Source organism: Rhodococcus sp. BH4 (assembly GCF_002079265.1).
In the GTDB taxonomy this organism is placed as follows: Bacteria; Actinomycetota; Actinomycetes; order Mycobacteriales; family Mycobacteriaceae; genus Rhodococcus_F; species Rhodococcus_F qingshengii.
In genome coordinates this window covers 812,825-837,221 of sequence record NZ_CP014941.1, presented here as the reverse complement: position 1 = coordinate 837,221, position 24,397 = coordinate 812,825, and the positions used below count along the sequence as shown (strand labels likewise).

The 24,397-nt window shown below is 61.7% G+C and carries 23 protein-coding genes; 11 read left to right on the top strand and 12 right to left on the bottom strand.

Annotation, left to right across the window (positions count from 1 at the left end):
* From dmpG to A0W34_RS03920, 4 genes are read right to left on the bottom strand one after another with little or no spacing between them, the layout of a single operon-like run.
* Positions 1-1,044, bottom strand: coding sequence for a 4-hydroxy-2-oxovalerate aldolase (gene dmpG / locus A0W34_RS03935; protein WP_007734084.1), 1,044 nt, complete (start codon positions 1,042-1,044; stop codon positions 1-3).
* Positions 1,041-1,943, bottom strand: coding sequence for an acetaldehyde dehydrogenase (acetylating) (locus A0W34_RS03930; RefSeq protein WP_081557347.1), 903 nt, complete (start codon positions 1,941-1,943; stop codon positions 1,041-1,043). The genes dmpG and A0W34_RS03930 overlap by 4 nt, the downstream gene beginning before the upstream one ends.
* Positions 1,944-1,951: 8 nt before the next feature.
* Complete coding sequence (locus tag A0W34_RS03925; protein WP_042449395.1) at positions 1,952-2,737, bottom strand: 2-keto-4-pentenoate hydratase; 786 nt, start codon at positions 2,735-2,737, stop codon at positions 1,952-1,954.
* Positions 2,738-2,740: 3 nt separating this feature from the next.
* Positions 2,741-4,339, bottom strand: a complete 1,599-nt coding sequence (locus A0W34_RS03920; RefSeq protein WP_042449394.1) for an FAD-binding protein — start codon at positions 4,337-4,339, stop codon at positions 2,741-2,743.
* Positions 4,340-4,454: 115 nt separating this feature from the next.
* On the opposite strand from A0W34_RS03920, the gene kstD reads away from it, so the two are divergent.
* From kstD to A0W34_RS03905, 3 genes are all read left to right on the top strand, one after another.
* Positions 4,455-6,179: a 3-oxosteroid 1-dehydrogenase gene (gene kstD, locus A0W34_RS03915; protein WP_007734077.1), complete on the top strand. Its 1,725-nt coding sequence runs from the start codon at positions 4,455-4,457 to the stop codon at positions 6,177-6,179.
* Entirely contained in the window at positions 6,169-7,026 is an 858-nt protein-coding gene (locus A0W34_RS03910; protein WP_003945880.1) for a MaoC/PaaZ C-terminal domain-containing protein, read from the top strand. The genes kstD and A0W34_RS03910 overlap by 11 nt, the downstream gene beginning before the upstream one ends.
* Positions 7,027-7,095: 69 nt before the next feature.
* Positions 7,096-8,859 (top strand): cholesterol oxidase substrate-binding domain-containing protein, encoded by a 1,764-nt coding sequence (locus A0W34_RS03905; protein ID WP_042449392.1) that lies wholly within the window; start codon positions 7,096-7,098, stop codon positions 8,857-8,859.
* A 136-nt stretch (positions 8,860-8,995) separates the two neighbouring features.
* Here the strand turns inward: A0W34_RS03905 and A0W34_RS32715 are convergent, their stop codons facing one another.
* On the bottom strand, positions 8,996-9,232 hold the full coding sequence (locus A0W34_RS32715) for a hypothetical protein (RefSeq protein ID WP_007734072.1): 237 nt from the start codon (positions 9,230-9,232) through the stop codon (positions 8,996-8,998).
* 484 nt (positions 9,233-9,716) lie between these two features.
* Here A0W34_RS32715 and A0W34_RS03900 point away from each other — a divergent pair, with 484 nt between their 5' ends.
* The 4 genes from A0W34_RS03900 to A0W34_RS03885 all read left to right on the top strand — a co-directional run bounded on the left by A0W34_RS03900 (position 9,717) and on the right by A0W34_RS03885 (position 13,254).
* Positions 9,717-10,004: a MerR family transcriptional regulator gene (locus A0W34_RS03900; RefSeq protein WP_003945791.1), complete on the top strand. Its 288-nt coding sequence runs from the start codon at positions 9,717-9,719 to the stop codon at positions 10,002-10,004.
* Between the two features lie 133 nt (positions 10,005-10,137).
* Entirely contained in the window at positions 10,138-11,325 is a 1,188-nt protein-coding gene (locus A0W34_RS03895; protein ID WP_198035687.1) for a serine hydrolase domain-containing protein, read from the top strand.
* Positions 11,326-11,513: 188 nt separating this feature from the next.
* Positions 11,514-12,323, top strand: coding sequence for a PE-PPE domain-containing protein (locus tag A0W34_RS03890; RefSeq protein ID WP_003945630.1), 810 nt, complete (start codon positions 11,514-11,516; stop codon positions 12,321-12,323).
* Between the two features lie 82 nt (positions 12,324-12,405).
* Positions 12,406-13,254 carry a sterol desaturase family protein gene (locus A0W34_RS03885; protein ID WP_081557345.1) on the top strand — a complete coding sequence of 283 codons (849 nt, stop codon included), beginning with the start codon at positions 12,406-12,408 and terminating at the stop codon, positions 13,252-13,254.
* Between the two features lie 18 nt (positions 13,255-13,272).
* Here the strand turns inward: A0W34_RS03885 and A0W34_RS03880 are convergent, their stop codons facing one another.
* Positions 13,273-14,580: an FtsX-like permease family protein gene (locus A0W34_RS03880; protein WP_081557344.1), complete on the bottom strand. Its 1,308-nt coding sequence runs from the start codon at positions 14,578-14,580 to the stop codon at positions 13,273-13,275.
* Entirely contained in the window at positions 14,577-15,422 is an 846-nt protein-coding gene (locus tag A0W34_RS03875) for an ABC transporter ATP-binding protein (RefSeq protein WP_007734065.1), read from the bottom strand. The genes A0W34_RS03880 and A0W34_RS03875 overlap by 4 nt, the downstream gene beginning before the upstream one ends.
* Here A0W34_RS03875 and A0W34_RS03870 point away from each other — a divergent pair.
* Positions 15,397-16,146 carry a helix-turn-helix transcriptional regulator gene (locus A0W34_RS03870; protein ID WP_058227273.1) on the top strand — a complete coding sequence of 250 codons (750 nt, stop codon included), beginning with the start codon at positions 15,397-15,399 and terminating at the stop codon, positions 16,144-16,146. The genes A0W34_RS03875 and A0W34_RS03870 overlap by 26 nt on opposite strands.
* A 9-nt stretch (positions 16,147-16,155) precedes the next feature.
* Here the strand turns inward: A0W34_RS03870 and zapE are convergent, their stop codons facing one another.
* Positions 16,156-17,103, bottom strand: coding sequence for a cell division protein ZapE (gene zapE, locus A0W34_RS03865; protein ID WP_081557343.1), 948 nt, complete (start codon positions 17,101-17,103; stop codon positions 16,156-16,158).
* Positions 17,104-17,230: 127 nt separating this feature from the next.
* On the opposite strand from zapE, the gene A0W34_RS03860 reads away from it, so the two are divergent.
* Entirely contained in the window at positions 17,231-17,797 is a 567-nt protein-coding gene (locus A0W34_RS03860; protein WP_081557342.1) for a TetR/AcrR family transcriptional regulator, read from the top strand.
* A gap of 10 nt (positions 17,798-17,807) precedes the next feature.
* On the opposite strand, the gene A0W34_RS03855 is transcribed toward A0W34_RS03860, so the two are convergent.
* Positions 17,808-18,968, bottom strand: a complete 1,161-nt coding sequence (locus tag A0W34_RS03855; protein WP_081557341.1) for a lipase family protein — start codon at positions 18,966-18,968, stop codon at positions 17,808-17,810.
* A gap of 207 nt (positions 18,969-19,175) precedes the next feature.
* On the opposite strand from A0W34_RS03855, the gene A0W34_RS03850 reads away from it, so the two are divergent.
* The gene (locus tag A0W34_RS03850; protein WP_081557340.1) at positions 19,176-19,970 is read left to right on the top strand and encodes a putative protein N(5)-glutamine methyltransferase; all 795 of its coding nucleotides are present in this window, start codon (positions 19,176-19,178) and stop codon (positions 19,968-19,970) included.
* On the opposite strand, the gene A0W34_RS03845 is transcribed toward A0W34_RS03850, so the two are convergent.
* The 3 genes from A0W34_RS03845 to A0W34_RS03835 are packed head-to-tail and all read right to left on the bottom strand — an operon-like array spanning position 19,961 to position 22,374.
* Positions 19,961-20,590: a TetR/AcrR family transcriptional regulator gene (locus A0W34_RS03845; RefSeq protein WP_007734052.1), complete on the bottom strand. Its 630-nt coding sequence runs from the start codon at positions 20,588-20,590 to the stop codon at positions 19,961-19,963. The two genes, A0W34_RS03850 and A0W34_RS03845, sit on opposite strands and share 10 nt — an antisense overlap.
* 30 nt (positions 20,591-20,620) lie before the next feature.
* On the bottom strand, positions 20,621-21,421 hold the full coding sequence (locus A0W34_RS03840; RefSeq protein WP_003945537.1) for an ABC transporter permease: 801 nt from the start codon (positions 21,419-21,421) through the stop codon (positions 20,621-20,623).
* Entirely contained in the window at positions 21,418-22,374 is a 957-nt protein-coding gene (locus A0W34_RS03835; protein ID WP_019746865.1) for a daunorubicin resistance protein DrrA family ABC transporter ATP-binding protein, read from the bottom strand. The genes A0W34_RS03840 and A0W34_RS03835 overlap by 4 nt, the downstream gene beginning before the upstream one ends.
* Positions 22,375-22,418: 44 nt before the next feature.
* On the opposite strand from A0W34_RS03835, the gene A0W34_RS03830 reads away from it, so the two are divergent.
* Positions 22,419-24,377, top strand: a complete 1,959-nt coding sequence (locus tag A0W34_RS03830; protein ID WP_232329977.1) for a glycoside hydrolase family 71 protein — start codon at positions 22,419-22,421, stop codon at positions 24,375-24,377.
* Positions 24,378-24,397 lie beyond the last annotated feature (20 nt).

The window sequence follows — 24,397 nt, the reverse complement described above, 5'->3', positions numbered from 1 at the left end:
CTAGGAAGCCGCTGCTTCGCGCTGGAGTTCCAGCGCGATGTCGATCAACTGATCTTCCTGTCCGCCGACCAACTTGCGCTTACCTGCGCGCACCAACAGCTCCGCGGACGACACTCCGTACCGCTCGGCCTGACGCTCGGCATGCTTGAGGAAGCTCGAGTACACGCCGGCGTAGCCCATCATCAGTGCTTGACGATCGAGCAGGCATTCCTGCGGCATTGCCGGGCGCACAACATCTTCGGCTGCATCGGCGATGGCGAAGAAGTCGATACCGGTCTTGACGCCGATCTTGTCGCAAACACCGACGAAGGCCTCGACCGGGGCGTTGCCGGCGCCGGCACCGAACCGACGGGTACTACCGTCGATCTGCTTGGCTCCCGCACGAACTGCCGCAATGGAATTGGCGACGCCCAGGCCCAGGTTCTCGTGGCCGTGGAAGCCGACCTGAGCGTCGTTGCCGAGTTCCTGAACCAGCGCCTCGACGCGATCGGATACCTGCTCGAGTACCAGCGCGCCGGCCGAGTCGACCACGTACACACACTGGCAACCCGCGTCGGCCATGATGCGAGCCTGCTTGGCCAGCTTCTCCGGCGGAATCGAGTGAGCCATCATGAGGAATCCGACTGTTTCGAGTCCACGCTCACGCGCGAGGCCGAAGTGCTGGATGGATACGTCTGCCTCGGTGCAGTGAGTTGCGATGCGGCAGATGGACGCACCGTTGTCCTGTGCGATGACGATGTCGTCCTTGATGCCCAATCCGGGCAGCATCAGGAAGGCGATCTTCGCGTTGGTCGCCGTCTCGACTGCAGCTTTGATCAGTTCCTGCTCGGGAGTCTTCGAGAAGCCGTAATTGAAGGAGGACCCGCCGAGGCCGTCGCCGTGAGTGACCTCGATGACCGGCACTCCGGCTCCGTCGAGGGCACCGACGATGGCTCGTACTTCGTCGACGGTGAACTGATGACGCTTGTGGTGGGAGCCGTCGCGCAGCGATGTGTCGGTGACGCGGATGTCCCAGCTCGAATCGAAATGAATCATGTCGCTCATGCCTTCACACTCAGAAGCTTCTGGGCGATTTCCTCGCCCACCTTGGTGGCTGCTGCCGTCATGATGTCGAGGTTGCCCGCGTACGGCGGCAGGAAATCGCCTGCGCCTTCGACCTCGACGAACGTGGTGACCGTTGCATAGCCACCGGAAACGACGCTCGGTTCGTCGAACTGCGGTTCGTTGAGCAACCGGTAGCCGGGCACGTACTGCTGGATGTCCTTGACGACGCGGTGAATGGAGTCGGTGATCGCGGCCTGATCGGCGTCTTCGGGGATAGCGCAGAAGATTGTGTCGCGCATGATCATCGGCGGGTCCGCGGGGTTGAGGATGATGATCGCCTTGCCGCGCTGTGCGCCGCCGATGGTCTCGATACCGCGGCTGGTGGTCTTGGTGAACTCATCGATGTTCGCGCGAGTTCCCGGGCCGGCGGACAACGATGCAACCGAGGCGACGATCTCGGCGTACGCCACGTCGACGACACGTGATACCGCGTAGACGATCGGAATGGTTGCCTGCCCACCGCAGGTGATCATGTTGACGTTGGGTGCGTCCAGGTGCTCACGCAGGTTCGCGGGCGGAACCACAGCCGGGCCGACCGCGGCCGGCGTCAGGTCGATGGCACGGATACCGGCGGCCTCGTAGCGTGGTGCTGCCTCGCGGTGCACGTATGCCGACGTCGCCTCGAAGACCAGGTCCGGTTTCTCCGCCTGGCTGAGCAACCAGTCGACGCCCTCGGCGGAGGTCTCGAGTCCCATCTTGCGGGCGCGCGCCAATCCTTCACTCTCGGGATCGATTCCGATCATCCATCGCGGTTCGAGCCACTCGGAATGCTGCAGTTTGTACAACAGATCGGTACTGATGTTTCCCGATCCGACGATCGCCACACTTGCCTTGGTCATGACTACTCCTACGTGAACTGAAGAGAGACGGAACCGAGGCCGCTGAACTCGGCTCGGAAGTTGTCGCCTGGATGAGCGTCGATCGCTCGCGTGCACGAACCCGGCAGAACGATGTCGCCGGCCTTGAGCCGAACTCCGAACGTGTCGACCTTCTGCGCCAACCACGCGACAGCGGTGACCGGGTTACCGAGAACCGCATCGCTGCGCCCCTCCGCAATCCGCTCCCCGTTGCAGGTCAGCACCGCGTCGATGGCCTTGATGTCGATGTCCGACGGGCGAACTCGTTCCTTGCCGAGGATGAACCCGGCGGAGGACGCGTTGTCCGCGATGGTGTCCGAGAGGCCGATCTTCCAGTCCTTGATCCGGCTGTCGATCAACTCGATGGACGGCGCATAGGCGACAGTAGCGTCGATGACGTCTTGTTCGGTGCACCCGGCGCCCGGCAGATCTGCTCCCAGAATGAAGGCGACCTCCACCTCGACGCGCGGGAAGCAGAAGCGCGACGTGTCGACCGGACGGTTCTCGAACTCTTCCATCTCGGCGAGCAGGTGACCGTAATCTGGCTCGTCTACGCCCATCATCTGCTGCATCGCCAGTGACGAGAGTCCGACCTTGTGTCCGACCACCTTTGCGCCACCGGCAACACGACGCCGGATGTTGATGAGCTGGATCTCGTAGGCGTCGACGACGTCGATGTCCGGATACGTGGCGATCAGCGGGCTGATCGGAGCGCGATCCCGTTCCGCCGAATCAAGATGGTCGGCAAGTTCGCCGCGGATCTGCGTCGAGAGCATCGTTCAGGCCTTTCCGACTGTGGAGAATGCGGCTGCGTGCTGACCGGCTCGTCGTCCGGAGAATACGCAGTCGGCGAGCGACAAGCCGCTCACATACGAGTTGGAACAGATACCGACCGCGGTACGGCCGGCGGCGTACAGACCAGGGATACCCTCCCCGGCCTCGTTTTTCACCATGCCGGACGATTCGTCGACCACCAATCCACCGAGCGTGAGCATCGGGCACGGATTCATCATGTTGGGCTTGATCGAGACGTCGTACATCGTGAACGGCGCAGACAGTATCGGCCTGACGAAGTCCGACGGTTTACCCATCGGATCAGGTTGTCCGGCAGCGGCAGCGGAGTTGTGCGCGTCGACGGTGGCTTGAAGGCCGGCGACGTCTATCCCCGCTTTGCGGGCGACCTCGGCAATGGTGTTGCCACGCACTGCAGTACGCATCATTCCGGTGGTCTGTACCCGCTGGAACCACATCGACTGGTCACTTATCTGCGATTTCGCTTCGCGAACGAGTTCGGAATCTGCCAGCAGCCAACCGATTCCGCTGCTCTTCTCCGCCATCGCCTGACCGAGAGCGGCACCGTAACGGGACTCGTCGACGATTCGCGCACCGGATTCACCCACCAAAATGGAACCGAGAAAAGCACTCGGCGGGACGATGAATCGCCAGGCGGACACATTGCCGAGCTTGTCGGTGGCTCCCCCGGCTTCGACACCGAGGTTGATGCCTTTGCCATCGTCCCCGGAGGTGCCGAGCGGGATACCGCCCTTGTAGGCGGGAGCATGGGTACGCATCATCTCGCGATTGGACACGAAGCCGCCGGCGCTGAGGATCACGCCGCCGCGTGCCTGGATACGAATCCGCTTGGCGTGCTTCTTCTCGATCTTCGCGATCAGTGCGTCGAGAATCGTGCGCAACTGCGGTGCGTAGACGCCGGGCTTGGAGGACAAGGACCCGAGCGTCGCGTGACGGCGACGAACTCCGGCGGGTGCGTCACGCAGCGTCAGTGCTTCGACGCCGATCACCCGGCCGTCCTCGATGATCAGCCGGTCCGCTCGCGTCTGGCCGAGCAACTGGACGCCCTTCGCCTCCGCGGACTTCGCGAGCGGGCCGTACAGCATCTTTCCCGACGTGCCACGCCCCTTGGCGCGATGACCACGCGGAGCAGGTTTTGCGATGTCACGGAACCCGCCGGCCGATTCGCTACCCGAGAAGTAGAGGTAGTGCTTGTTGCTCGGGTACGACGTCTTGTACGGACAGAGTGAGGCCTCGAACGGCACGCCGTGACTGCGCAGCCAGTCGATCGACGCCGGGCTCTCGTCGACGAACCGGCGCAGAGTCTGCGGCGTCACCGCGTCACCGACCTCGCGGTTCAGGTAGGCGAGCATGGCTTCGGGACTGTCCTCGACACCGGCTTCCTTTTGAATCACGGTGCCGCCGCCGGCGTAGTAGATTCCTCCGGAAATCGTGCTGGCACCACCACCGAGTGCTCGGTCGATTGCCAAAACCGACGAACCGGCCGCTACAGCTTCGAGCGCCGCACTGGCGCCCGCCACACCGAACCCGACCACAAGGACGTCAACCGAAGTATCCCAGGTCACACCGCACCATCCTCAATCTCACTGCAACGTGTTTCGTTATCAATGACAACGTCCGGAAATACTTCCTGGCAGAAAGCATGGACTGACACCCCCATCATTCTATAACGTGTTCTACATGAGCAAGCAGGAATACGACATCGTCGTCGTCGGCAGTGGTGCCGCAGGTATGACAGCGGCCTTGACCGCAGCCCACCAGGGCTTGAGTGTGGTCATCGTGGAGAAAGCCGCCCACTACGGCGGATCGACCGCCCGTTCCGGTGGTGGGGTCTGGATCCCCAACAACGAGGCACTTCAAGCGGACGGTGTCACCGATACACCGGAGGCCGCACGTTCCTACCTGCACAGCATCATCGGCGACGTTGTCGCTCCCGAACGCATCGACACCTATCTCGAGCGCGGTCCCGAGATGCTCTCGTTCGTGTTGAAGAACAGCCCGCTCGAGCTGCAGTGGGTTCCCGGCTACTCCGACTACTACCCGGAAGCACCCGGCGGACGCCTCGGTGGCCGCAGTGTCGAGCCCACCCCGTTCGACGGCAACAAGTTGGGCGCCGACCGCAAGAACCTCGAGCCCGACTACGTCAAGGCCCCCAAGAACTTCGTCATCACCCAGGCCGACTACAAGTGGCTCAACCTGCTGATGCGCAATCCTCGCGGACCCCTGCGCGCCATGAAGGTCGGCATGCGATTCCTCGCAGCGAAGGCCACCAAGAAGGATCTGCTGGTTCGCGGCCAGGCACTGGTCGCCGGTATTCGACTCGGACTTCAGTCCGCCGGAGTACCCATCCTGCTGAACACCCCGCTGACCTCCCTGTACACCGAAGACGGCGCAGTTCGCGGCGTCAACGTCATCGTCGACGGCGAGGAGCAGGTCATCCGCGCTCGCCACGGAGTCGTGTTGGGATCCGGCGGATTCGAGCACAACAAGGAAATGCGTGAGAAGTACCAGCGCGCACCTATCGGCACCGAATGGACCGTCGGCGCGAAGGCAAACACCGGCGACGGTATCCGCGCAGGCCAAGAAGTGGGCGCTGCAGTCGATTTCATGGACGACGCCTGGTGGGGCCCGTCCATTCCGCTGACCGGCGGACCGTGGTTCGCTCTCTCCGAGCGCACCCTCCCGGGCTGCATGATGGTCAACATGTCGGGCAAGCGCTTCGGCAACGAGGCGGCTCCGTACGTCGAGGCAACCCATGCGATGTACGGCGGTGAGTACGGTCAGGGCGAGGGCCCCGGCGAGAACATCCCGACGTGGATGATTCTCGATCAGCGCTACCGCAACCGCTACACGTTTGCCGGTATCACTCCCCGCTCCCCCTTCCCCGGCCGCTGGCTCAAGGCCGGCATCGTGGTCAAGGCGGGAACCATCGCCGAATTGGCAGAGAAGACAGGGCTTCCCGTCGCATCGCTGACCGAAACCGTCGATCGGTTCAACGGCTTCGCGCGCAACGGCAAGGACGAGGACTTCGGACGCGGTGACAGTGGTTACGACGCGTACTACGGCGATCCCCGACTGAAGAACCCCAGCCTCGCCGAAATCAGCAAGGCTCCGTTCTACGCCATCAAGATGGTTCCGGGTGACCTCGGCACCAAGGGTGGTATCTGCACCGACGTCAACGGCCGAGCACTACGCGAAGACGGAAGCGTCATCGACGGCCTCTACGCGGCTGGCAACGCGAGCGCTCCGGTCATGGGCCACACCTACGCCGGACCAGGCGCGACCATCGGTCCCGCAATGACTTTCGGTTACTTGGCCGTACTCGACATCGTCGAGCGTGCGAAGAAGGCCGAGACAACCGAAGCACCTGCAGCTGAAAAGACGGCGGTCGACCATGCCAATTGATCCGAAGATCGCACTCGGCGCCGAGCTTGCGCCACAAGAGTTCTCGTGGACCCCGTCGGACGTGCAGCACTACCACTTGGCCCTGGGGGCAGGTGCTCGTCCGCTTGATCCGAACGAGCTTCGATACCTCGACGACGAAAAGCCTCAGGTACTACCCACCTTTGCCACCGTCGCCGCCAACTTCCACGCCACCGAAGCACCGAAGGTGTCGTTCCCCGGCGTCGAAATCGATCTGGCGAAGGTAGTCCACGGGAGCCAGGAAGTCACTGTCCATCAGCCGATCCCGGCAAGTGGAAGTGGCCGCACTACAACTCGAATCGCCGAGGTCTGGGACAAGGGCAAGGCCGCGGTGATCGTGCAGGAATCCGTCACGGTTGACGCCGAGGGCAACCCGCTGTGGACAGCTCGCTCGTCCATTTTCGCCCGCGGCGAGGGTGGTTTCGGGGGTGAACGTGGTCCGTCGGAGTCGATTACGCTTCCGGATCGCGAAGCAGATGAGACAGTGGTGACGCCTGTGCTTCCACAGCAGGCTTTGCTGTACCGGATGTGTGGTGATCGGAATCCGTTGCACTCGGATCCGCAATTCGCCTCCGCGGCAGGCTTTCCAGCGCCTATCCTGCATGGACTGTGTACTTACGGAATGGTCTGCAAGACCGCAGTGGATACCATGCTCGACGGCGACAGCAGTCGGGTAGCCGGATTTCGGGCCCGCTTTGCCGGGGTCGTATTTCCCGGCGAGAACTTGAGTATCCAGATCTGGAAAGACAATGGGCGACTCCTGATCTCAGCTTCTGTACTGGAGCGCGAAGCTCCTGCCCTGGCTGACGTAGTTCTCACTCTTGTCTGATACCAACCTGTCTGATACCCACCTGTTAGAACTCACCGTAGTTCTCGAACCCGATGGAGTAGCCCGAAGATGACGGCACAAGACGAAAAGTTCCGACTGTCCCGACGAGGTTTCATGGCCGCTGGAGCCGGCGCCGTGGCAGCGACCGCATTCGCCGGCTGGACGCCGGCCTACGCCGTCCCCGCCGGCTCTTCCGGCTCCGCGGGTGGTCCCGTGTCCACCCTCACGCCGCCGCCTGCCTTCCCCGAAGGCATCGCGCTGTACCAGCAGGCATATCAGAACTGGTCCAAGGAGATCATGCTCGACGCGATCTGGACCTGTTCGCCCAAGACGCCCGAAGACGTAGTCCGCCTCGCTAACTGGGGTCATGCCAACGGCTACACCATTCGTCCCCGCGGCGCCATGCACGGCTGGACGCCGCTGACCATCGTCAACGGTGCGCCGGTCGACAAGGTCATCCTCGCCGACACCACGGTCCACCTCACCGGAGTCTCCGTCAACGCCGGTGGCAGCCCAGCCACCGTCACCGCAGGACCCGGCGCGACCCTCGACGCCATCACCACCGCACTGCAGGCACAGGGCCTCGGGTTCGCGAACCTGCCGGCGCCGGGTGTGTTGACCATTGCCGGCTGCCTCGCCGTCGACGCTCACGGCGCAGCTCTTCCCGCCGAAGGCGAAGCACACGTTCCCGGACAGACTTTCGGCTCACTCTCCAACCTCGTCACGTCCCTGACCGCAGTGGTCTGGAACGGCAGCGAGTACGCGCTGAAGACGTATGCACGTAGCGACGCGGCGATCAAGCCGCTGCTGACTCACCTCGGACGCACCTTCCTCACCTCCGTCACCTTGCAGGCCGCCCCCAATTACCGCATGCGCTGCGTCAGCCACACCGACATCGGTTGGCAGGAACTCTTCGGCGCCCGCGGAGCGTCCGGACGCACCTTCGAGAAGTTCGTCCGCGAAAACGGTCGCGCAGAAGCAATCTGGTACCCCTTCACCGAACGCCCGTGGATGAAGGTGTGGTCACTTGCACCCACCAAGCCGCCGTTCTCGCGTGAGGTGACCGGACCGTACAACTACATCTTCTCCGACAACCTCCCGGAGCCGGTCACCGACATGATCGGCCAGATCAACTCCGGAAACCCGGGCATCGCACCGGCATTCGGGCAGATCATGTACGCCACCACCGTTGCCGGACTCGCCGCGACGTTCTCCAACGACCTGTGGGGATGGTCCAAGGACGTCCAGTTCTACATCCGGGCCACCACCCTGCGCCTGACCGAGGGCGGCGGAGCCGTCATCACCTCGCGCGCCAACATCGGCCAGGTCATCCACGACTTCACCCAGTGGTTCAACGGCCGCATGGAGTACTACCGCTCCATCGGACAGTTCCCCCTCAACGGGCCCGTCGAAATCCGTTGCTGCGGCCTCGATCAACCATCCGAGGTCGAGGTCGACTCGGCAGGCGCCCCCACCATCTCGGCCATGCGCCCGCGCCCCGACCATCCGGAATGGGACACTGCCATCTGGCTCAACGTCCTCGGCGTCCCCGGAACCCCCGGCATGTTCGCGTTCTACCGCGAAATGGAACAGTGGATGCGTAATCACTACAACAACAACGACGCCACCTTCCGCCCCGAGTGGTCCAAGGGCTGGGCGTTCGGCCCCGACAAGCCGTACACCGACACCCCGATCATCACCCAGGGCCTCCCCCAGACCTACCGCGACGGCGTCCCATCGAGCGACAACTGGGACACCGCCAACGCCGCATTCAACGCGTTGGATCCGCACAAGGTCTTCAGCAACACCTTCCTGGACCAGTTGCTGCCTTGAGGTTCAAGTACTGAGTGCACACTCTGACAACTCGACGGTCGTCGCCACTCCCCTTACTTTCGGGAGTGCGGCGGCCGTCGTGCGTTGCAGTGAGCGGGATGAAGGAGTCCCCCCGCATCCCGACGAGGCAGCTGCCTCAATCGCGATCAGGATGGATCGCCTCGTGCATACTTTCCACTGCCCTGGCGTGAGTTGAGAGCTCGGACCGAGCCGACCGAATCGTGGCGCTGTCGCTGCGTGCCCCCGGCTCGGACGACGACGAGTCCTCTCCGGGGTTCGGCGCGCCACCAGCTGGATGCTCGGAGGAGCCGGTGCGCTCTTCCCTCTCCGCGCGGGCGCGCAACAACGACTCGGACTTCGGGGTATTTCGCATCGGAGCATTGTCCCAGATCCATCTCCTATGACTCACATTGAGCGCTCTCACCCCCGGCGACCAGGCCGTTCCTGAATATCAACACCTAGAATGTTCGCAACAAAATATCTACAGCCGTCAGGGTAGACATTCTCGCGAGGCTGTTGTATCTTTTTTCTCGTAGCAAGGAACGAGTCAAGAGATGCGGGAGAGATGAACTACCCGCAAGCAGTACCGCAGGGCAGGGACGTGCCGGGGCCGAATTCGTGTGTGAGTGTGTAGTCGGACCCGGCACCCCCCTTCAAAGCGGCTACCGGATGTCTTGTGCGAGTCCGGAAGTTCGAAAGAATGCAGTTATGTAAGTAAGTTCAACCCCATCCGGCCCCCGGCGCTCCTCGCGCCGGGGGCCCCGTCCGTTCAGCGAAAGAAGCGAGCCATTCCGGCAGATACACCACCGGGGGACCCCTCCGGCAGATTCGACGACGAGAACTATCCTGCGTACAGCATGGGACATGCGGCCGAGATCCTCGGTGTCAGGCAAGCTTTCCTTCGTAGCCTCGATGCCGCGAAACTGCTTACCCCACAACGCTCTGAGGGCGGACATCGCCGCTACTCCCGCTACCAGCTGCGCATCGCAGCCCGCGCGCACGAACTCGTAGCCAACGGCACGGCGCTCGACGCGGCTTGCCGCATCATCATCCTCGAAGACCAACTCACCGAAGCCCGTCGCATCAACGCCGAGCTTCAGCAAGCGCAGGACCTGCGAGAGGAACCGGACGCGGCACCCGAATGAGGATGGCTCTGGAACAGCAGTTGCGCCTATACGGTCGATCTGACCCCTCCTCCTTCCAACTGCGGTAAATTCGGCCAATTGGGACATTGCTCGGCGTCGGTTGCTCGATTTCCACATCGAAGGGATCGCAGGCATGACTTCCTCCCACCACCGCGCTCGGGTGCGGCTGTCTGCTCTGTCGATCGCCTTGACCGTTGCCATTGCAACCGCTGCGTGCAGTTCCGACGATGACTCCGCAACAAACACGGGCAGCGCCTCTCCCAGCACCTCGAGCAGTCGGGAATCCACCGAGATCACGGACATCGTCCGCCGCCAAGTGGCCGACTTGGGCCTCAGTGCCGCTGTGTTCGGGGTGTGGCGAGGCGACGACGAAGTTGCTCTCGGCGCCGTCGGAGAGTCCCCTGTCGGAGTTCCGGCGACAACCGACATGCAGTTGCGCGTCGGCCAACCGATGGAACCGATGCTCTCGACAGTCCTGCTGCAACTCGACGAAGAGGGAACGCTTCCCCTCGATCAACCGATCGCGAAGTGGGAACCGAACTTTCCACGCGCAGACACCATCACTCCGCGAATGCTGGCCAACAGCACGTCGGGCATCTCCGACTACGTGACCGATCCACAGTTCCTCAAACTCTTCACGGACAACCCGATGAAGGGCTGGACTTCTCGAGAGATCCTGGATCTTGCCAACTCCCGCCCGCCGTTGTTCGAACCCGGCACCAGTTGGGCGTACGCGCACAGCGACCTGACGCTGCTCGGCGACGTCATGGAGAAGGCGACCGGCAAACCGCTGGGCGAACTACTTCAGCAGCGCGTCTTCGATCCACTCGGGATGGATCACAGCAGCGTTGTACTCACGTCGCAGATGGACGAACCGATCCTGCACGGTTACACCAATGAACGTGGAGTATTCGAAGACTCCACTTTCTGGAATCCGACGGCGTTCCTGCACAGCGGAAACATGAACGCGCCTGTCGCCGACGTCGGAAAGTGGGTGCGCGCGCTGGGAACGGGAGAGTTACTCTCCGACAAGGCTTTCGAGCAGCAGATGGCGCCGACGACTGCGGGCTTGGGAAGTATGACGGCGGACAAGTTCTTTTCCTTCGGGACCGGGCACCTCGACGGCTGGCTGGTGATGAACCCGTCGTACGGCGGTTACAACGGTCTCGCGCTCTACTACCCCGATTCGAAGACGACGATCGTCGTCTACGCCACACTCGGGCCGACAACCAACGCGGACCTCAACAACGCCGTGTCGATGGGGAAGGAGATCGGAACCCTCCTCGAGCCGAATCACCCGCCGCAGGTACCGACGCCGTGACGCCCCACACACGCTGGTAGTAAACAGCGCCGGTCGGCAACTTCCTGTTTACGCACGGATTACCTCCAGGACTTATCGCCCCATCACCATTCTCTTCAGTACCGAACGAAACGCGTCGGACCGCGGGTTGTCTCGCCAGTGAACGAGAACGTAGATAGATGGGGACAGGCCCGATGAGGAAATACGCGATGTCAGTGGCATGCACGGTTGCAGTCACAGCGGGGGTGACTCTTGTGATGTCGGTACCTGCCGGAGCGGACCCGAATGACGGTGGGTCGTGCCCGGCCGGTGCGGTATTCGCGGTCGGCGGAACGTGGGATCCGACGGGACAAACGACGCAACCCGTCACCGACCGCTACGTCGCCCAGGGTTACGCCTCCAAGCCGGTGACCTACCCCGCCAGCTTCTGGCCGCTCGGCGAACAGACGTACGACCAGAGCGTTGCCGCCGGCGCCCAGACGCTTCGCACTGAAGTCAACGCTTTCCACGCTCAGTGCCCGGGCAGCGAGATCGTCGTCACCGGATACTCACAGGGAGCGCGTATTGCCGGCGACGTGCTCGGTGACATCGCACGCGACGGATCCATTCCGCAGTCGCAAGTCGAAGGCGTCCTCTACGCCGACCCTCGCAACTCGGCCGGGGGCATCGAAACCGTAGTGCCCAATGTCGTTCCGGGAGCGACGATGTCCGGAGCACGCGGCGGATTCGGAGACATCGCAGTACAGGAAGTCTGCATCGAGGGTGACGGCATCTGCAACATGCCCAAGCCGCGTGATGCGCCCGAGGTGTTCGTGGATTCGGTCTTCGGCTACTTCACGAAGCACAACACCTACACGCCGATGATGTCCGAGCCCGCTCCGCCTGCTCCCCCGGCATTGCCGCAGACACCGTCGGTGCCACTGCAACCCGCCGACGTCGCCACTGCGATCGTGACACGGGTCGTCGAGAACATCACTCCGTATCTGAGCGCTGCACTCGCCACCGTGCTGACGAAGTAACGCGACACCACTTGTTCGGCTGACTGAAAGTCGACCGATTCGTACAAGTCGAGGACCACCCGCGCCGTGCACCATCGAATACATGCTCACCCTCATCGTCAGATACGGGTACGTCCCGTTCATGCTCTTGGGAATCAACGGAGCCGCAATCGCGCTGGCGGCATCCGGCGCGCCGAAATGGTCACTGGTGGCATTGATTCTCTTCGCAGTGGCCTGCTCTTTCGCGGCCGAACGGGCGCTTCCCTACGAATCTTCGTGGAATGCCCCGGGACCGGACAGGTTTCGCGACGCTGTCCATGCGTTTGTCAACGAATCCCTCATCTTGGTCAGCGTCGCGGTAATCCCGTTGATGGCCGCGGTGATTCCGTTCGACGGGCTGTGGCCGAACGGTCTTCCGTTTGTCCTTCAGGTCGTCTTCGCAGTGTTGGTTGCCGATTTCGGCATCACCGTGGTGCATTTGATCAGCCACAAGGTTGGATGGTTGTGGCGTTTCCACGCGGTTCATCACAGCCTCGAACGGTTCTACGGTATGAACGGACTGATGAAGCACCCCGTGCATCAGACTTTCGAAACCGCCGGTGGCGTCCTGCCACTGATCCTCCTCGGGATGCCCGTTCCAGTTGCCTCGGCGCTCGCGGTTTGTGTCGCTGTCCAACTCCTGCTTCAGCATTCGAATGCCGACTACCGCATCTGCCCCCTGCGTCCGATACTCGCCCTCAACGCCGGCCACCGATTCCATCACCTGAAGTGGGCGGGAATCGGTGACGTCAATTTCGGTTTGTTCACTCTGATCTGGGATCACCTGTTCCGCACTTATTCTTTCGATCCGGAAAAGCGCTTCAGCAGTGACGATCTCGGAATGGCGGCCAAGCCCGACTACCCGGACGACTACCTCGGCCAGTTGGCCGAACCGTTCCGGAGACAGAACTGACGGACGAGGGGCGGAGATTCAGCCCGCGAGTACCCGTCGCATGACGGGCTTGGCTGCAAACGCACTGGCCAACACCAACGCGATCCCCACAGCCAGGGTGACGCCCAACTGAACCAGCGCCATCGGAGTGGTCAATACGGCTGCCCCTGCCAGCGGGAAGAGGAACAGCAGTGCAGCGCCGGCGCCGGCCAGTGCCATCACCACCACGGGAGTGCGAACGTGCCTCATGCGGGCGCTGTCCATCACCTCGACAGGTGTGCCGGCCAAAGTCAGACTCCGATACAGCTCACGGTTGTCGAGGATCCCGGATACCTGGGTGAGCGCAGACGAGATTGCCGCCAACGTGAATGTTGCTCCGAGAGTGAACAACACCCCGGTTCTCATGTCCGCGAACAGGAACTCCTGCCCTGGCTGCAAATCCTGCCCTTCCCCGTTGCCGATCGCGGCGAGGAGAGATGTGCCTGCGGCAACAAAGCTGGCCATCGTCACACCGCTGACCGTGCGCCACACAGCCTTCGGATTATCCAAGACCCGACGCGCCGCAATCAGCGAAGCACCGTCTTTGGCGCATTTGAGCATGATCCGTCCAAGCAGCGAAATGACGAACGGACCGACCAACGCAACAACGCCGAAGCAGAGACCAAGGCCCACCAGGATTGCCGCGATGCTTGCCGCGGAGCCCCCGAATGCACTCCACCCCACAAGAACCCCCACCCCAGCCACCGCGAAGATCATCTTCGGTGCGGCGCTGGGATTGCCCGCCGTGACGCCCAACGGGCTCACGAACACCTGGCGCATCCCGAGCATCGACGTCAAAGCAGCCAGGATGGTCATTCCGAATACGATGCCCAATAGCGGAAGTGCGCCTACCCAAAGCTCACTCCACTCGAATGTCCGACCTTGAAATCTCAAGAGAGCTACGAGCGGCAACGCGAGGAGGTATCCCACCACACCGATCAACGCACCGGCCAAGCCCTGGATACCCGATTCCGCAGCGCACAGCGCAACGATCTGGCGAGGGGTGGATCCGATGAGTCGCAGCGAGGCAAGTCGTTCGTCGCGACGGCGCGCGCCCAAGCGGGCCGCCGCCAGGCCGAGAGTGACGGCTGGAACGATCATCAACACCGAAGCAACCCCTGCGAGTGCTAGGTACGCCTCGGCTTCGGGTTCGCTCGATCTGCCCGCGAATGCACCGTAGCCGCCGAGAACGGTGAGTAGCAAGGTCGTTGACGCGGCGAAGGCCGTTACGGGAAGCGCAAAGGTACTCAACGCCTTTCGGCCTTCACCTCGCACCGTCATCAATGCAACGCGCGCTGTGGCCTTCATGCCGCCACCTGTGTCCCGACGAGCGAACCGGCCTGCATCATCATCGTGCGATCACACCACCGAGCGACTTCGGCATCGTGAGTGACGACGACCAACGCAGAACCGATCTGTTGAGCCGAATCACGCAACACCCTCATCACTTCCCAACTCGTCTGCGCGTCGAGGGCACCGGTCGGCTCGTCCGCGAAGAGAACGGCGGGTTTGGTCACCAACGCTCGCGCAATCGCCACACGTTGCGACTGCCCACCCGACATCTGACCCGGGCGACGGTCCTGCAGCCCGTCCAGTCCCAATGGCGCGAAGAAGCCGTGCGCCGTCCGCTTGGCTTCGGCGATGGACAACCCGTTGAGCACCAAGGGCAAAGCGACGTTCTCGATCGCCGGAAGCTCCGGCAACAGTTGGCCCGATTGAAAAACGAATCCGTACGACTCGCGTCGGAGGCGGCTGCGGTCGTTCTCACCGAGGTTCTCGATATGCCTGCCGCTCAGCAGGATTGCTCCCGAGTCGGGCTTGACGATTCCTGACATGCAATGCAGCAGAGTCGACTTGCCCGACCCTGAAGGACCCATGATGGCCGTAGCAGTACCGGCGCGCACTTCCAGCGATACACCTCGGAGCACTGGAACGTCGCCGTACGACTTGCCCAGCGCGTGGACCGACAGGACTGCGGGTGCTTGTGCGTTGTTCATGATTCCACCTTCTCGTGAACCCCTCGCCAGCACATCGGCCCAGCGCACGATCTTCGAACCGAGTGCGGTCCTACCGGAGGATGACCGGACCCCGAGCTCTGTCAGGGTCGTCACTATGATTTCCGACATGACCTGGTCCGGCGCCGTCCACATGGAGCCCGGAATTCTCATGTTCACCGGCGCAGTGGGATCCGCGCACATGCATTCGCATGCCGCCGTTCAGATCATGATCGTCGACGACGGGGACGTCACGGTCACGGACGGGGACGGCCACAGTGAAGTCGTGCGGTCCGTGGTCATTCCATCCGGGGCGGTCCACGCGTTGTCCGCCTCCGAGGGTGCGCGGGGACGAGCGATCTACGTGGACTCCACCACGGGGATGGGCCGGCGCATCAGGCCGCCTGTATCCGAGCACGGTGGTGTGGCCGACTGGTCGGACCGTGGGCGGACCGCAGTAGCGATGACGGACCGTGGCGCTGATTCGGATCTGGAATACGCAGCGAGGCTGATCGATTCACTGTCCGAAAGTAGACAGCCGTCGAACTTAGGCGCTCTTCACCCTGCACTCGAGCATGCTCTGACGATACTGCCCGAGCGACTTTCGGGGCCGATAACGGTGACGGACACCGCCGCGCTGGTCTCCATCTCGCCCGGCCGATTGGGAAGAATCTTCAACGATCAACTGCAGATGAGTTTTTCGACCTACATTCGTTGGTTGCGGCTACGACGCGCCATGGAAGTGATGAGCGGTGGCGCAAGCCTGACAACCAGTGCACACGAGGCCGGCTTCACCGACAGCGCCCATCTCAACCGGATCTGCCACAGCATGTTCGGACTCACGCCCAGCGCCGCGACCGGCGATCTCACCTGGAATTGACGCTGCTCCTCAACTGATGCTGCCCACCGCCGACCTCGCCAGTAGCGACAGACGACTGTAGAGGCGCGCCAACCCCGGCACGTCCCGGAGGCTGCCTGCCACTTCTTCGACGTAAGCGTCGGCGTAGATCGTCAGCCGCGCATCGACGTCATAGAGAACATCGACGACATTCGCGAAACGGCGAAGGGCAAATTCCGACGCCTCGGCGAGCACCGGCACTCCGAAGATCACCCAGTCGTCGAAGCGGGCGGCGAGCGCGAGGTAATCGGCAGCCGAGGTCGAACCAGTGCACAGCACCTCGAAGTCGAACCAGACGACACCGTCTCGAATCGCCGAGCACTCCAATGTGCGTGTGCCTATCGTCAATTCGACACTTTCGCCCGAAGGCCGCGTAATTCCCGAGCCGACGAGGAATTCCCCTGTCGCAAATCGGTAGTCCCCGGCACCTGGCTGTCCCGCCGTCCGATAGTCGACGGAGCCACCCAACTCGATCACCTCGAGAGTCCGTTCGATCAACTCGATCGACGGAACGAACTGCTCGTGAAAAAGCGGATTGGGAAGAAGATCGGTCGGCGGAACATTGGACGTGACGACAACAGTCACGCCTTTCGCGACGATTGTGTCGAGAACCCTTGCCATGAACATGGCGTCGGCGACGTCGTCGATGTGGAACTCGTCGAAACAGAGCACACGGATTCCATCGACGACGTGATCCAGTGCCACGCCCATCGAGCCGAGTTCATGCGCCCGAGAGTGCAGATCTGCAAAGAACCGATGAAAGTGAATGCGCCGCTTGCCGACCGGGAGCCCGTCGTAGAACTCGTCCATGAGCATCGTCTTCCCGCGGCCGACGCTACCCCAGAGATAGATCCCACCCCCGACCTCACCGCCCGAGATCCGGGCCTGCAGTGCGTCGAGGGCTTCGCGTGCCGCCAACTGCTCTTTGTCCAGTAGCATAAGACTCCTCTACGTCTGTAGAGTCGAGGCTAGTGATCGAAGGCAAATCGAGTCAATGTGACCCTCACGACGCACCATCAGCAACATTCAACTCCGGCAGCATGCAACATCGACAACAAGGAACGACATGAAGCCTGATCGCAGAGCCCTCATCGCGGCATCCGCCGTCACGATCATCGCCGAGCAGGGCCCGCGTGCACTCACCCATCGGGCGGTTGATCAGTCCCTGGAACTTCCTGCCGGTTCGACGTCGTACTATTTCCGCACTCGCGAGGCACTACTCGAAGCAACCGCATTGCACATCGTGCACCGGTCACGTTCGATATTCGACGAACTCCGCGAGAGGCCCAGCGATCCTGCTGCCCTGACGGCCGAGTATCTCGATGATCTTCTCTCGCACCGCAGACACGAATTGATCGCGAGATATGCACTGCTCTTGGAAACTCCCCGAGATTCGGCATTGCACCAACTCCTCGAAGACAGCCTGTTTTCACGGGAGAAGGCAAGGCCTGTCTTCGACATCGTTGGCGTTGACGATCCTGACGTCGCCGCCGCAAATTTTCTGAGCCTTCTGGAGGGCTTGATCTTCGACTACTGCCTCGGAGCGCGTAGCCGAGATCCCCGCTCCTCCGAAACCGTTCGGCAACTTCGGATCCCGATCGACATCTATCTGCGCGGAGTTGTTGCCGCCTGAAAGATGTTGGTCAGCAGAGGCTTCCGGTGCATGGCCGTTGACCAGAGAACAGTGCCGCGACAAACGGGGTACTGTCTGGAACCGAAGCCGGAACGGTTCCCAGATGATCAGTGGGATAGGTATGGAATGCAAAGTCGACACCGTTGGCAGTAAGGTCGGCCGCGAACTTCAGTGTCAGCGGTGCCGGAACATCGATGTCCGACAACCCCTGACCGATGAAGAACGGGCGGTCGTATCCTGCGGTCGGCACAGTGAGCAAGTCACGCGCAGCCTCCATGAATACTGGATTGTCCAGCGACTTCGTCAGCACCTGCCCGAGTGTGACGGTTCCGTACTTCGTGCGCGCCTCGGTGTAGCACATGTTGTTCTCGACGTCGTCGAGGATGGTCTTGCCGAGCGGGGTCAGATACGAGTCGATGTCGATATCCGGCCGCGAAGCACGCAGTCCGTCAAGAACGTTCGCGATGTAGACCGTCGTACCCTTGAGCGGAAGCGCCGGGAAAGCCGGACCACCGAGCGGTAGAAGATTCTCGATGTTCGAGGGGACACCAGTGGCGACAGCGCCGCGGTAGTCCAACTCCGGCGCGTAAGCAGTGGCAAGCGAAGCGGTGAACATAGTCGCCTGCCCGCCCTGCGACTGCCCCATCGCAACCCATGCGCTCGACAGGTCGTCGTCGACCGCACGAGCGGCACGCACCATGTCCACAACGCTGTGTGCAGCGGAACGACCGTCGAGATACGGGTGAACACCGGGTGTTCCGAGCCCCACGTAGTCGGTGGTCACGACCGCGTATCCCTGCTCCAGCCAGTGACCCAGATGCGTCGCGGTCCGTTCGAGTGGAACACTGCTGCTCGGCGCACACTGATCCGCGACACCCACCGTCCCGTGCGCGTAGGAGATGACCGGCCAACCACCCTCGGGCGGAGCTCCCTCTGGGCGATACACCACACCGGTACTCGTCATCGGCGCATCCTTCGGGCCCGTCGACCAGTACGTCACCTTCGTTGCGCTCACGGCACCCGGGATCACCTGGTCGGGACCGAGCAACTCCTGACTCACGACAGCACCCGGAGCATCGTTCGGTTCCGCTCCGGCCGGCGCCGCAACTGTCAACGCCACCAACGCACTCGCACTCAGTCCGACGAGCGTCCTACACAGTCGCTTACTCACGTACTTCTCCTACCGATTGCGGTGACGGTGCATATGTGGTGATCGGCCCCACATCAGCTGATCGAGTTCAGACCATAGAACAGCCTTACCATTTGGTCAACCTAAATTTCCGCTCCGCATCGACCGTCGTGACACGCCTGCTCGGGTAGGGTGGCGGTGTTCGATACGTGCAGGTCCCCCGCGAGATCAGGAGGCCGAAAGGCTCTCATGTCAGCACCTGATCTCCCGACCTTCCCTGCTTCGCAGCAGAAGTCGGTGGCCGCGATCCTCCGAGCAGCAGGTTGCGTCTTCGCCGAGGACGAGGCTCGCCTACTTCTTGACACCGCACGCTCTCGCGATGAACTCGACGCGATGGTCGACCGACGAGTTGCCGGCGAACCACTCGAGCCCGTCCTCGGATGGGCCGAGTTCTGCGGCTTGCGCATTCACATCGACTCCGGAGTCTTCGTCCCACGCCGGCGCACCGAGTTCCTCGCCCGGCAGGCCTGCTCACTTGTCACCCCAGGAAGCGTCGTCGTCGACATGTGTTGCGGCTCAGGAGCTGTCGGTGTTGTCCTGCAGTCGACGCTCGACCCCGTCGATTTGTACGCGGTAGACGTGGAACTGGCCGCAGTGCGGTGCGCTCGCCGAAACATCACACCGCCCGAGCGCGTACTCGAAGGCGATTTGTTCGAACCACTGCCGACGAAATTACTCGGTCGCGTGGATGTCGTCGTCGCCAATGCACCTTACGTCCCCACCGAATCGATCAGGCTGATGCCGCCCGAAGCCCGTCTTCACGAACCGCTGGTCTCGTTGGACGGCGGTACCGACGGACTGGACCTGCAGCGTCGCATCATCGCGGACGCCGCGCCGTGGCTACGACCGGGTGGCTGTCTTCTCGTCGAGACGAGTACGGAGCAGGTCGAAATGACTGTTGAAACATTCACTCGGGGAGGGTTTCTCACTCGGGTGGCAACCTACAGCGAGACCGCGTCGACCGTGGTGATCGGTCAGCGTTGAAGGCGATCGGATCCTGGCGTGGACCACTCCCGAGCGCGGGCGGCAAAGCCGTCGACAAAAAGCCCGAACGCGCGATCGACGCGGGCCCGGTCCCCGGTGGCCAGAAGATCCATCGACAGACCCCGCATTTGCGAGAGCAACAGAGTAGCGACAGAGGCAACATCGTCCTCGGGGCAACCCGCTTGTCGTAGACCGGCTTCCAGTGCCTCGATCCAATCGCCCACAAAACGGTCCAGGAACCGTCCGTAGCGGTCGCGGTCGCCGAGCGCGAGGGCGTAGATCTCGACCATCACCCGGAACCGCGGCAGGACCTCCGGCGTCGTACGTTCGGTCCACCACGCAGTCAGCACTGTCGCCGGATCGACCCCCGGTTTCATCGGCACCGCAATCGGAATGGACTCACCACGCATGTTCTCGATGACCTCGGAGAGCAGATTCTCCTTGCTCTCGAAATGGTTGAGCAACGACGCATGCGACACACCCACGGCCTTGGCGAGCTGCCTCACCGTCAATTCCCCGACACCGTTGTCGATGACGTAGCGGGTCAGCGCGTCGAGCAACTCCTCACGTCGCCCGGCGTATCTCAGGCTGCGTTTGTCGATGCGTTCGGGCTCCGGCACATATCCACCCTACCGGCCGGAATCACCAGGTCAGCGGCTGACTGCCTTCTGATACCGACGAATAGCGAACGGCACGAAGACGATCAGCAAACCGAAAGTCCACAACAACGACGCGATGACCGGATTCTGCAATGGCCACGCATCCGGAACCGTCATCGCAGGATTGGTATTGCCGAACAATTCACGCACCGCCTGGGTAACCGCCGACACCGGATTCCATTCGGCGATCACTTTGAGCGGGCCGGGAAGATTGGTGGTCTCGACAAAAGTGTTCGCGATGAACGACAGCGGAAAGATGACGATGAAGCTCGCGTTGTTGAATACCTCCGGTGTCCGGATCCAAAGCCCGACAACAGCCATGACCCACGACAACGCGTACGCGAAGAACAGAAGCAGCGCATAACCCGCCACCGCTTCGAGGAAACTGGAGTGAATCCGCCACCCGACCAGAAGACCGGTCAACGACATGACCACCAAACTGATGACGTTGATCAACACGTCACTCGATGTTCGGCCGGTCAGCACGGCAGACGGAGCCATGGGCAGCGATCGAAATCTGTCGATGATTCCTTTCTGAATGTCTTCGACCATCCCCAAACCAGTCCAGGTCGCACCGAATATGACCGTCTGCGTGAAGATTCCGGCGATCAGGAATTCTCGATACGACGTGCCCGGGACCGAGATCGCACTGCCGAACACATACGCGAACAAGAGCACGAACATGATCGGCGACAAAGTGGTGAACACCAGCAGATCCGGAACGCGCTTGATCTTGATCAAGTTTCGCCTGGCGATGGTCAAACCGTCTTCGAGCGCCATCTGCACGGTCATTTCTGATCCTCCAGTTCAGCCTGGTGCCCGGTCAGTGTGAGGAAGACATCGTCGAGAGTGGGTCTGCGCAAGCCGACGTCGAATACGCGGATGCCTCGTACCGACAGAAGATTCAGCGCCGCCACCAACGCGTCGGTGCCGTCGTCGACAGGAACGGTGACGCGACGGACATTCTCTTGAACCTGAATGTCCCCCACGGCAAGCGAGCGCAATTCCTCGCGGACGATGTCGAGATGTTCGACCTCGTGCACGCTCAATTCGATGCGCTCACCCCCGACCCGCGCCTTCAACTGGTCTGCAGTACCGCGCGCGATGACCGAGCCGCGGTCGATGACGGCGATCTGGTCGGCCAACCTCTCGGCTTCCTCCATGTATTGCGTCGTGAGCAACAGCGTGGTCCCCTGAGCCACCAACCCTTCGATGACGTCCCAGAGACCGAGTCGCGCCCGAGGATCGAGGCCGGTGGTCGGCTCGTCGAGAAACAACACCTGCGGCCGAGCAACCAATGCGCCGGCGAGATCGAGACGTCGCCGCATTCCGCCGGAATAGCCCTTGACCGGCCGATCTCCAGCCTCGACGAGATCGAACTGCTCGAGCAATTCACGCGCTCGGGCCTTACTGCTTCGGGCGCCGAGGTGATACAGCCTCCCGACCATGTCCAAGTTCTCATAGCCCGTCAGGTACTCGTCGACCGCGGCGTACTGACCCGAAGCACCGATCTTGGATCGCAACGCCCGCGCATCCTCGACCACGTCCAGCCCGGCAACCTTGGCGCGTCCACCGTCCGGAATGAGCAGCGTCGTGAATATCCTTACCGCAGTGGTTTTTCCGGCGCCGTTGGGGCCCAATAGAGCCATCACCGAACCCTCGCGCACTTCCAGGTCGATGCCGTCCAATGCCGTGACGTCGCCGTACTTCTTGACCAGCCCCTCGGCCACAATCGCTTCGGTCATGAGCCCTCCCGCATCGGTAATCCGTCGGTAGTCCGTTCCCCAGTGTGACCCAGGAGGCCGACACATTCCAGGAAATTTCGTCAGTTGCCCGGCTGCAATCACCTCCCTGGTTTCGCCGGTGCCTTTCGGCCACGAGGTACGGAACAGACCACACGTCCCAGTCCTGTCCAATACAGCCGATAAATTTCACCGACCTTTCGACGGATATATACAGGAAAGAAAAACCCGAAATTCTTGAACAAAGACCGCTTTCAGGTATTCATGATGAACGCGGCAGCGTTACACTCGTACAGCAAGTGACACTCGGGCCGGTGACGGTTGACTTATGGTGTCGAATCTCGAATTACAAATCAGACAGAGGCCGAAAAGAATTGAATCACCGATTCAGTGCACGCGGGGAAGACTCACACTTCGGGGGATCGAGAAAGGCTGACTGTGCCATGAGTATCAGAACTCGATACATCCGAACTCCGTGGATCCGAAAAACGGCGAAATATTCCTTCGAGACCATCTGCTTTACCCTGGCCGTGATTGTCGCGGCCGCACTGATCGCCGCGTACAACACACAACCGCGCTCCGCGCCGACGTACACGCTGGCCTCGTTCTCGGCGAATCCTGAATCTACAGCGCTGCCCTTCGACATTCCACCCAAGTCGGCACTGAACGGAAAGTTGGTTTTCGCTCACTACTTCCCGCCCTATCCGGTTTCGATCGACAATGCGAATCCGTCTGGCGATTACTATGCGACACAATATCTTACGGTCAACGGCGAGAACAACAAACACGTTCGCTACGGAGGATTCCTCCGCGATCGGCCGACACCGCGGCAACCCATCGCCGATACGCAGTGGCGCCAACGCGACCTCGAAAACGAAGTTCGTTCGGCAATCGCCGCGGGCATCGACGGATTCTCCGTCGACATCATCGCCAAGGCAACCGACACCAGTTGGTGGGGTTCCACCGTGCCCACCGCCCTGATCAAAGCGGCCGCAGCAGTCGATCCGAATTTCAAGATCATGCTCATGCCTGATATGAACGGCGCGTTCAAAAACATGACCGCAGCTCAAATGGCCGCAGAGATGAAACCGTATTCGACCATGGCATCATCGTTCAAATTGAACGACGGACGACTAGTGATCTCGCCATTTCTTGCCGAAAACAAGACTGCGGGCTGGTGGTCGGAGTTCATCACTATTATGAAAAATTCTTACGGAATAAATGTGGCATTTGTTCCGGTTTTCCTCGACGCAGCAGCCAACCGGAATTCTTTTGCATCGATCAGCTACGGGATGTCGAATTGGGGTAACCGAAATCCGGCAGGAAATCCGCTCTCGGGATCGAACCCGAACTCTCCGATGGGGCTTGCTGCTGCCGCTCACTCCTTGGGAAAGATATGGATGCAGCCAGTCGCCTTCCAAGATGTTCGTCCGAGTCAGTCGATCTACGACGAGGCACAGAATTCACAGAATCTGCAGAACATGTGGCAGATTGCGATTGCGTCCAACAGTGAATGGGTACAGCTCGTCACCTGGAACGACTACAGCGAGGGAACGTCGTTCGCGCCCAGCGTCGGCCATGGGCGTGCGTTGCTCGACATGAGTTCCTACGGGTTGTACAGCTTTCGCACCGGCGCCTCACCCGCGATTGTTCGCGACACCGCGTATCTCGTCTACCGCAATCAGTCGGTCTCCGCGGTCCCCGTCAATCGCTCTGCTGCCCCTATGACACTGCGCCAATGGTCATCCCCCGCTCGCGATACCGTCGAGGTTCTCACCTTCTTGACCGCTCCCGCAGTCGTCAAAGTGACGGTGGGAACCACGATTACCACCTGCAATGCCCCGGCCGGGATGAGCAGCTGCATCGCCCCGTTGAAAGTAGGTTCCATCAAGGCCTCTGTCGTTCGCGGCACTACCGAGGTATCTCGGGTGAGTTCGCACGCGGCGGTGACGGCCACACCGTACAACCAGAATCTCGAGTACCTGGTCGATTCCAGTCGGAGATAACGGTGACGAAGATCGGGTGA

Excerpts from the sequence above, each read along its gene's own strand:
- A0W34_RS03835 (WP_019746865.1), bottom strand. The coding sequence starts at position 22,374 with ATGACCGAAGCGATTGTGGCCGAGGGGCTGGTCAAGAAGTACGGCGAC.
- A0W34_RS03930 (WP_081557347.1), bottom strand. The coding sequence starts at position 1,943 with ATGACCAAGGCAAGTGTGGCGATCGTCGGATCGGGAAACATCAGTACC.
- A0W34_RS03870 (WP_058227273.1), top strand. The coding sequence starts at position 15,397 with ATGACCTGGTCCGGCGCCGTCCACATGGAGCCCGGAATTCTCATGTTC.
- kstD (WP_007734077.1), top strand. The coding sequence starts at position 4,455 with ATGAGCAAGCAGGAATACGACATCGTCGTCGTCGGCAGTGGTGCCGCA.
- A0W34_RS03860 (WP_081557342.1), top strand. The coding sequence starts at position 17,231 with ATGAAGCCTGATCGCAGAGCCCTCATCGCGGCATCCGCCGTCACGATC.
- A0W34_RS03895 (WP_198035687.1), top strand. The coding sequence starts at position 10,138 with ATGACTTCCTCCCACCACCGCGCTCGGGTGCGGCTGTCTGCTCTGTCG.
- dmpG (WP_007734084.1), bottom strand. The coding sequence starts at position 1,044 with ATGAGCGACATGATTCATTTCGATTCGAGCTGGGACATCCGCGTCACC.
- A0W34_RS03880 (WP_081557344.1), bottom strand. The coding sequence starts at position 14,580 with ATGAAGGCCACAGCGCGCGTTGCATTGATGACGGTGCGAGGTGAAGGC.
- A0W34_RS03890 (WP_003945630.1), top strand. The coding sequence starts at position 11,514 with ATGTCAGTGGCATGCACGGTTGCAGTCACAGCGGGGGTGACTCTTGTG.
- A0W34_RS03875 (WP_007734065.1), bottom strand. The coding sequence starts at position 15,422 with ATGTGGACGGCGCCGGACCAGGTCATGTCGGAAATCATAGTGACGACC.
- A0W34_RS03850 (WP_081557340.1), top strand. The coding sequence starts at position 19,176 with ATGTCAGCACCTGATCTCCCGACCTTCCCTGCTTCGCAGCAGAAGTCG.
- A0W34_RS03905 (WP_042449392.1), top strand. The coding sequence starts at position 7,096 with ATGACGGCACAAGACGAAAAGTTCCGACTGTCCCGACGAGGTTTCATG.
- A0W34_RS32715 (WP_007734072.1), bottom strand. The coding sequence starts at position 9,232 with ATGCGAAATACCCCGAAGTCCGAGTCGTTGTTGCGCGCCCGCGCGGAG.
- A0W34_RS03840 (WP_003945537.1), bottom strand. The coding sequence starts at position 21,421 with ATGACCGTGCAGATGGCGCTCGAAGACGGTTTGACCATCGCCAGGCGA.
- A0W34_RS03910 (WP_003945880.1), top strand. The coding sequence starts at position 6,169 with ATGCCAATTGATCCGAAGATCGCACTCGGCGCCGAGCTTGCGCCACAA.
- A0W34_RS03900 (WP_003945791.1), top strand. The coding sequence starts at position 9,717 with ATGGGACATGCGGCCGAGATCCTCGGTGTCAGGCAAGCTTTCCTTCGT.
- A0W34_RS03925 (WP_042449395.1), bottom strand. The coding sequence starts at position 2,737 with ATGCTCTCGACGCAGATCCGCGGCGAACTTGCCGACCATCTTGATTCG.
- A0W34_RS03885 (WP_081557345.1), top strand. The coding sequence starts at position 12,406 with ATGCTCACCCTCATCGTCAGATACGGGTACGTCCCGTTCATGCTCTTG.
- zapE (WP_081557343.1), bottom strand. The coding sequence starts at position 17,103 with ATGCTACTGGACAAAGAGCAGTTGGCGGCACGCGAAGCCCTCGACGCA.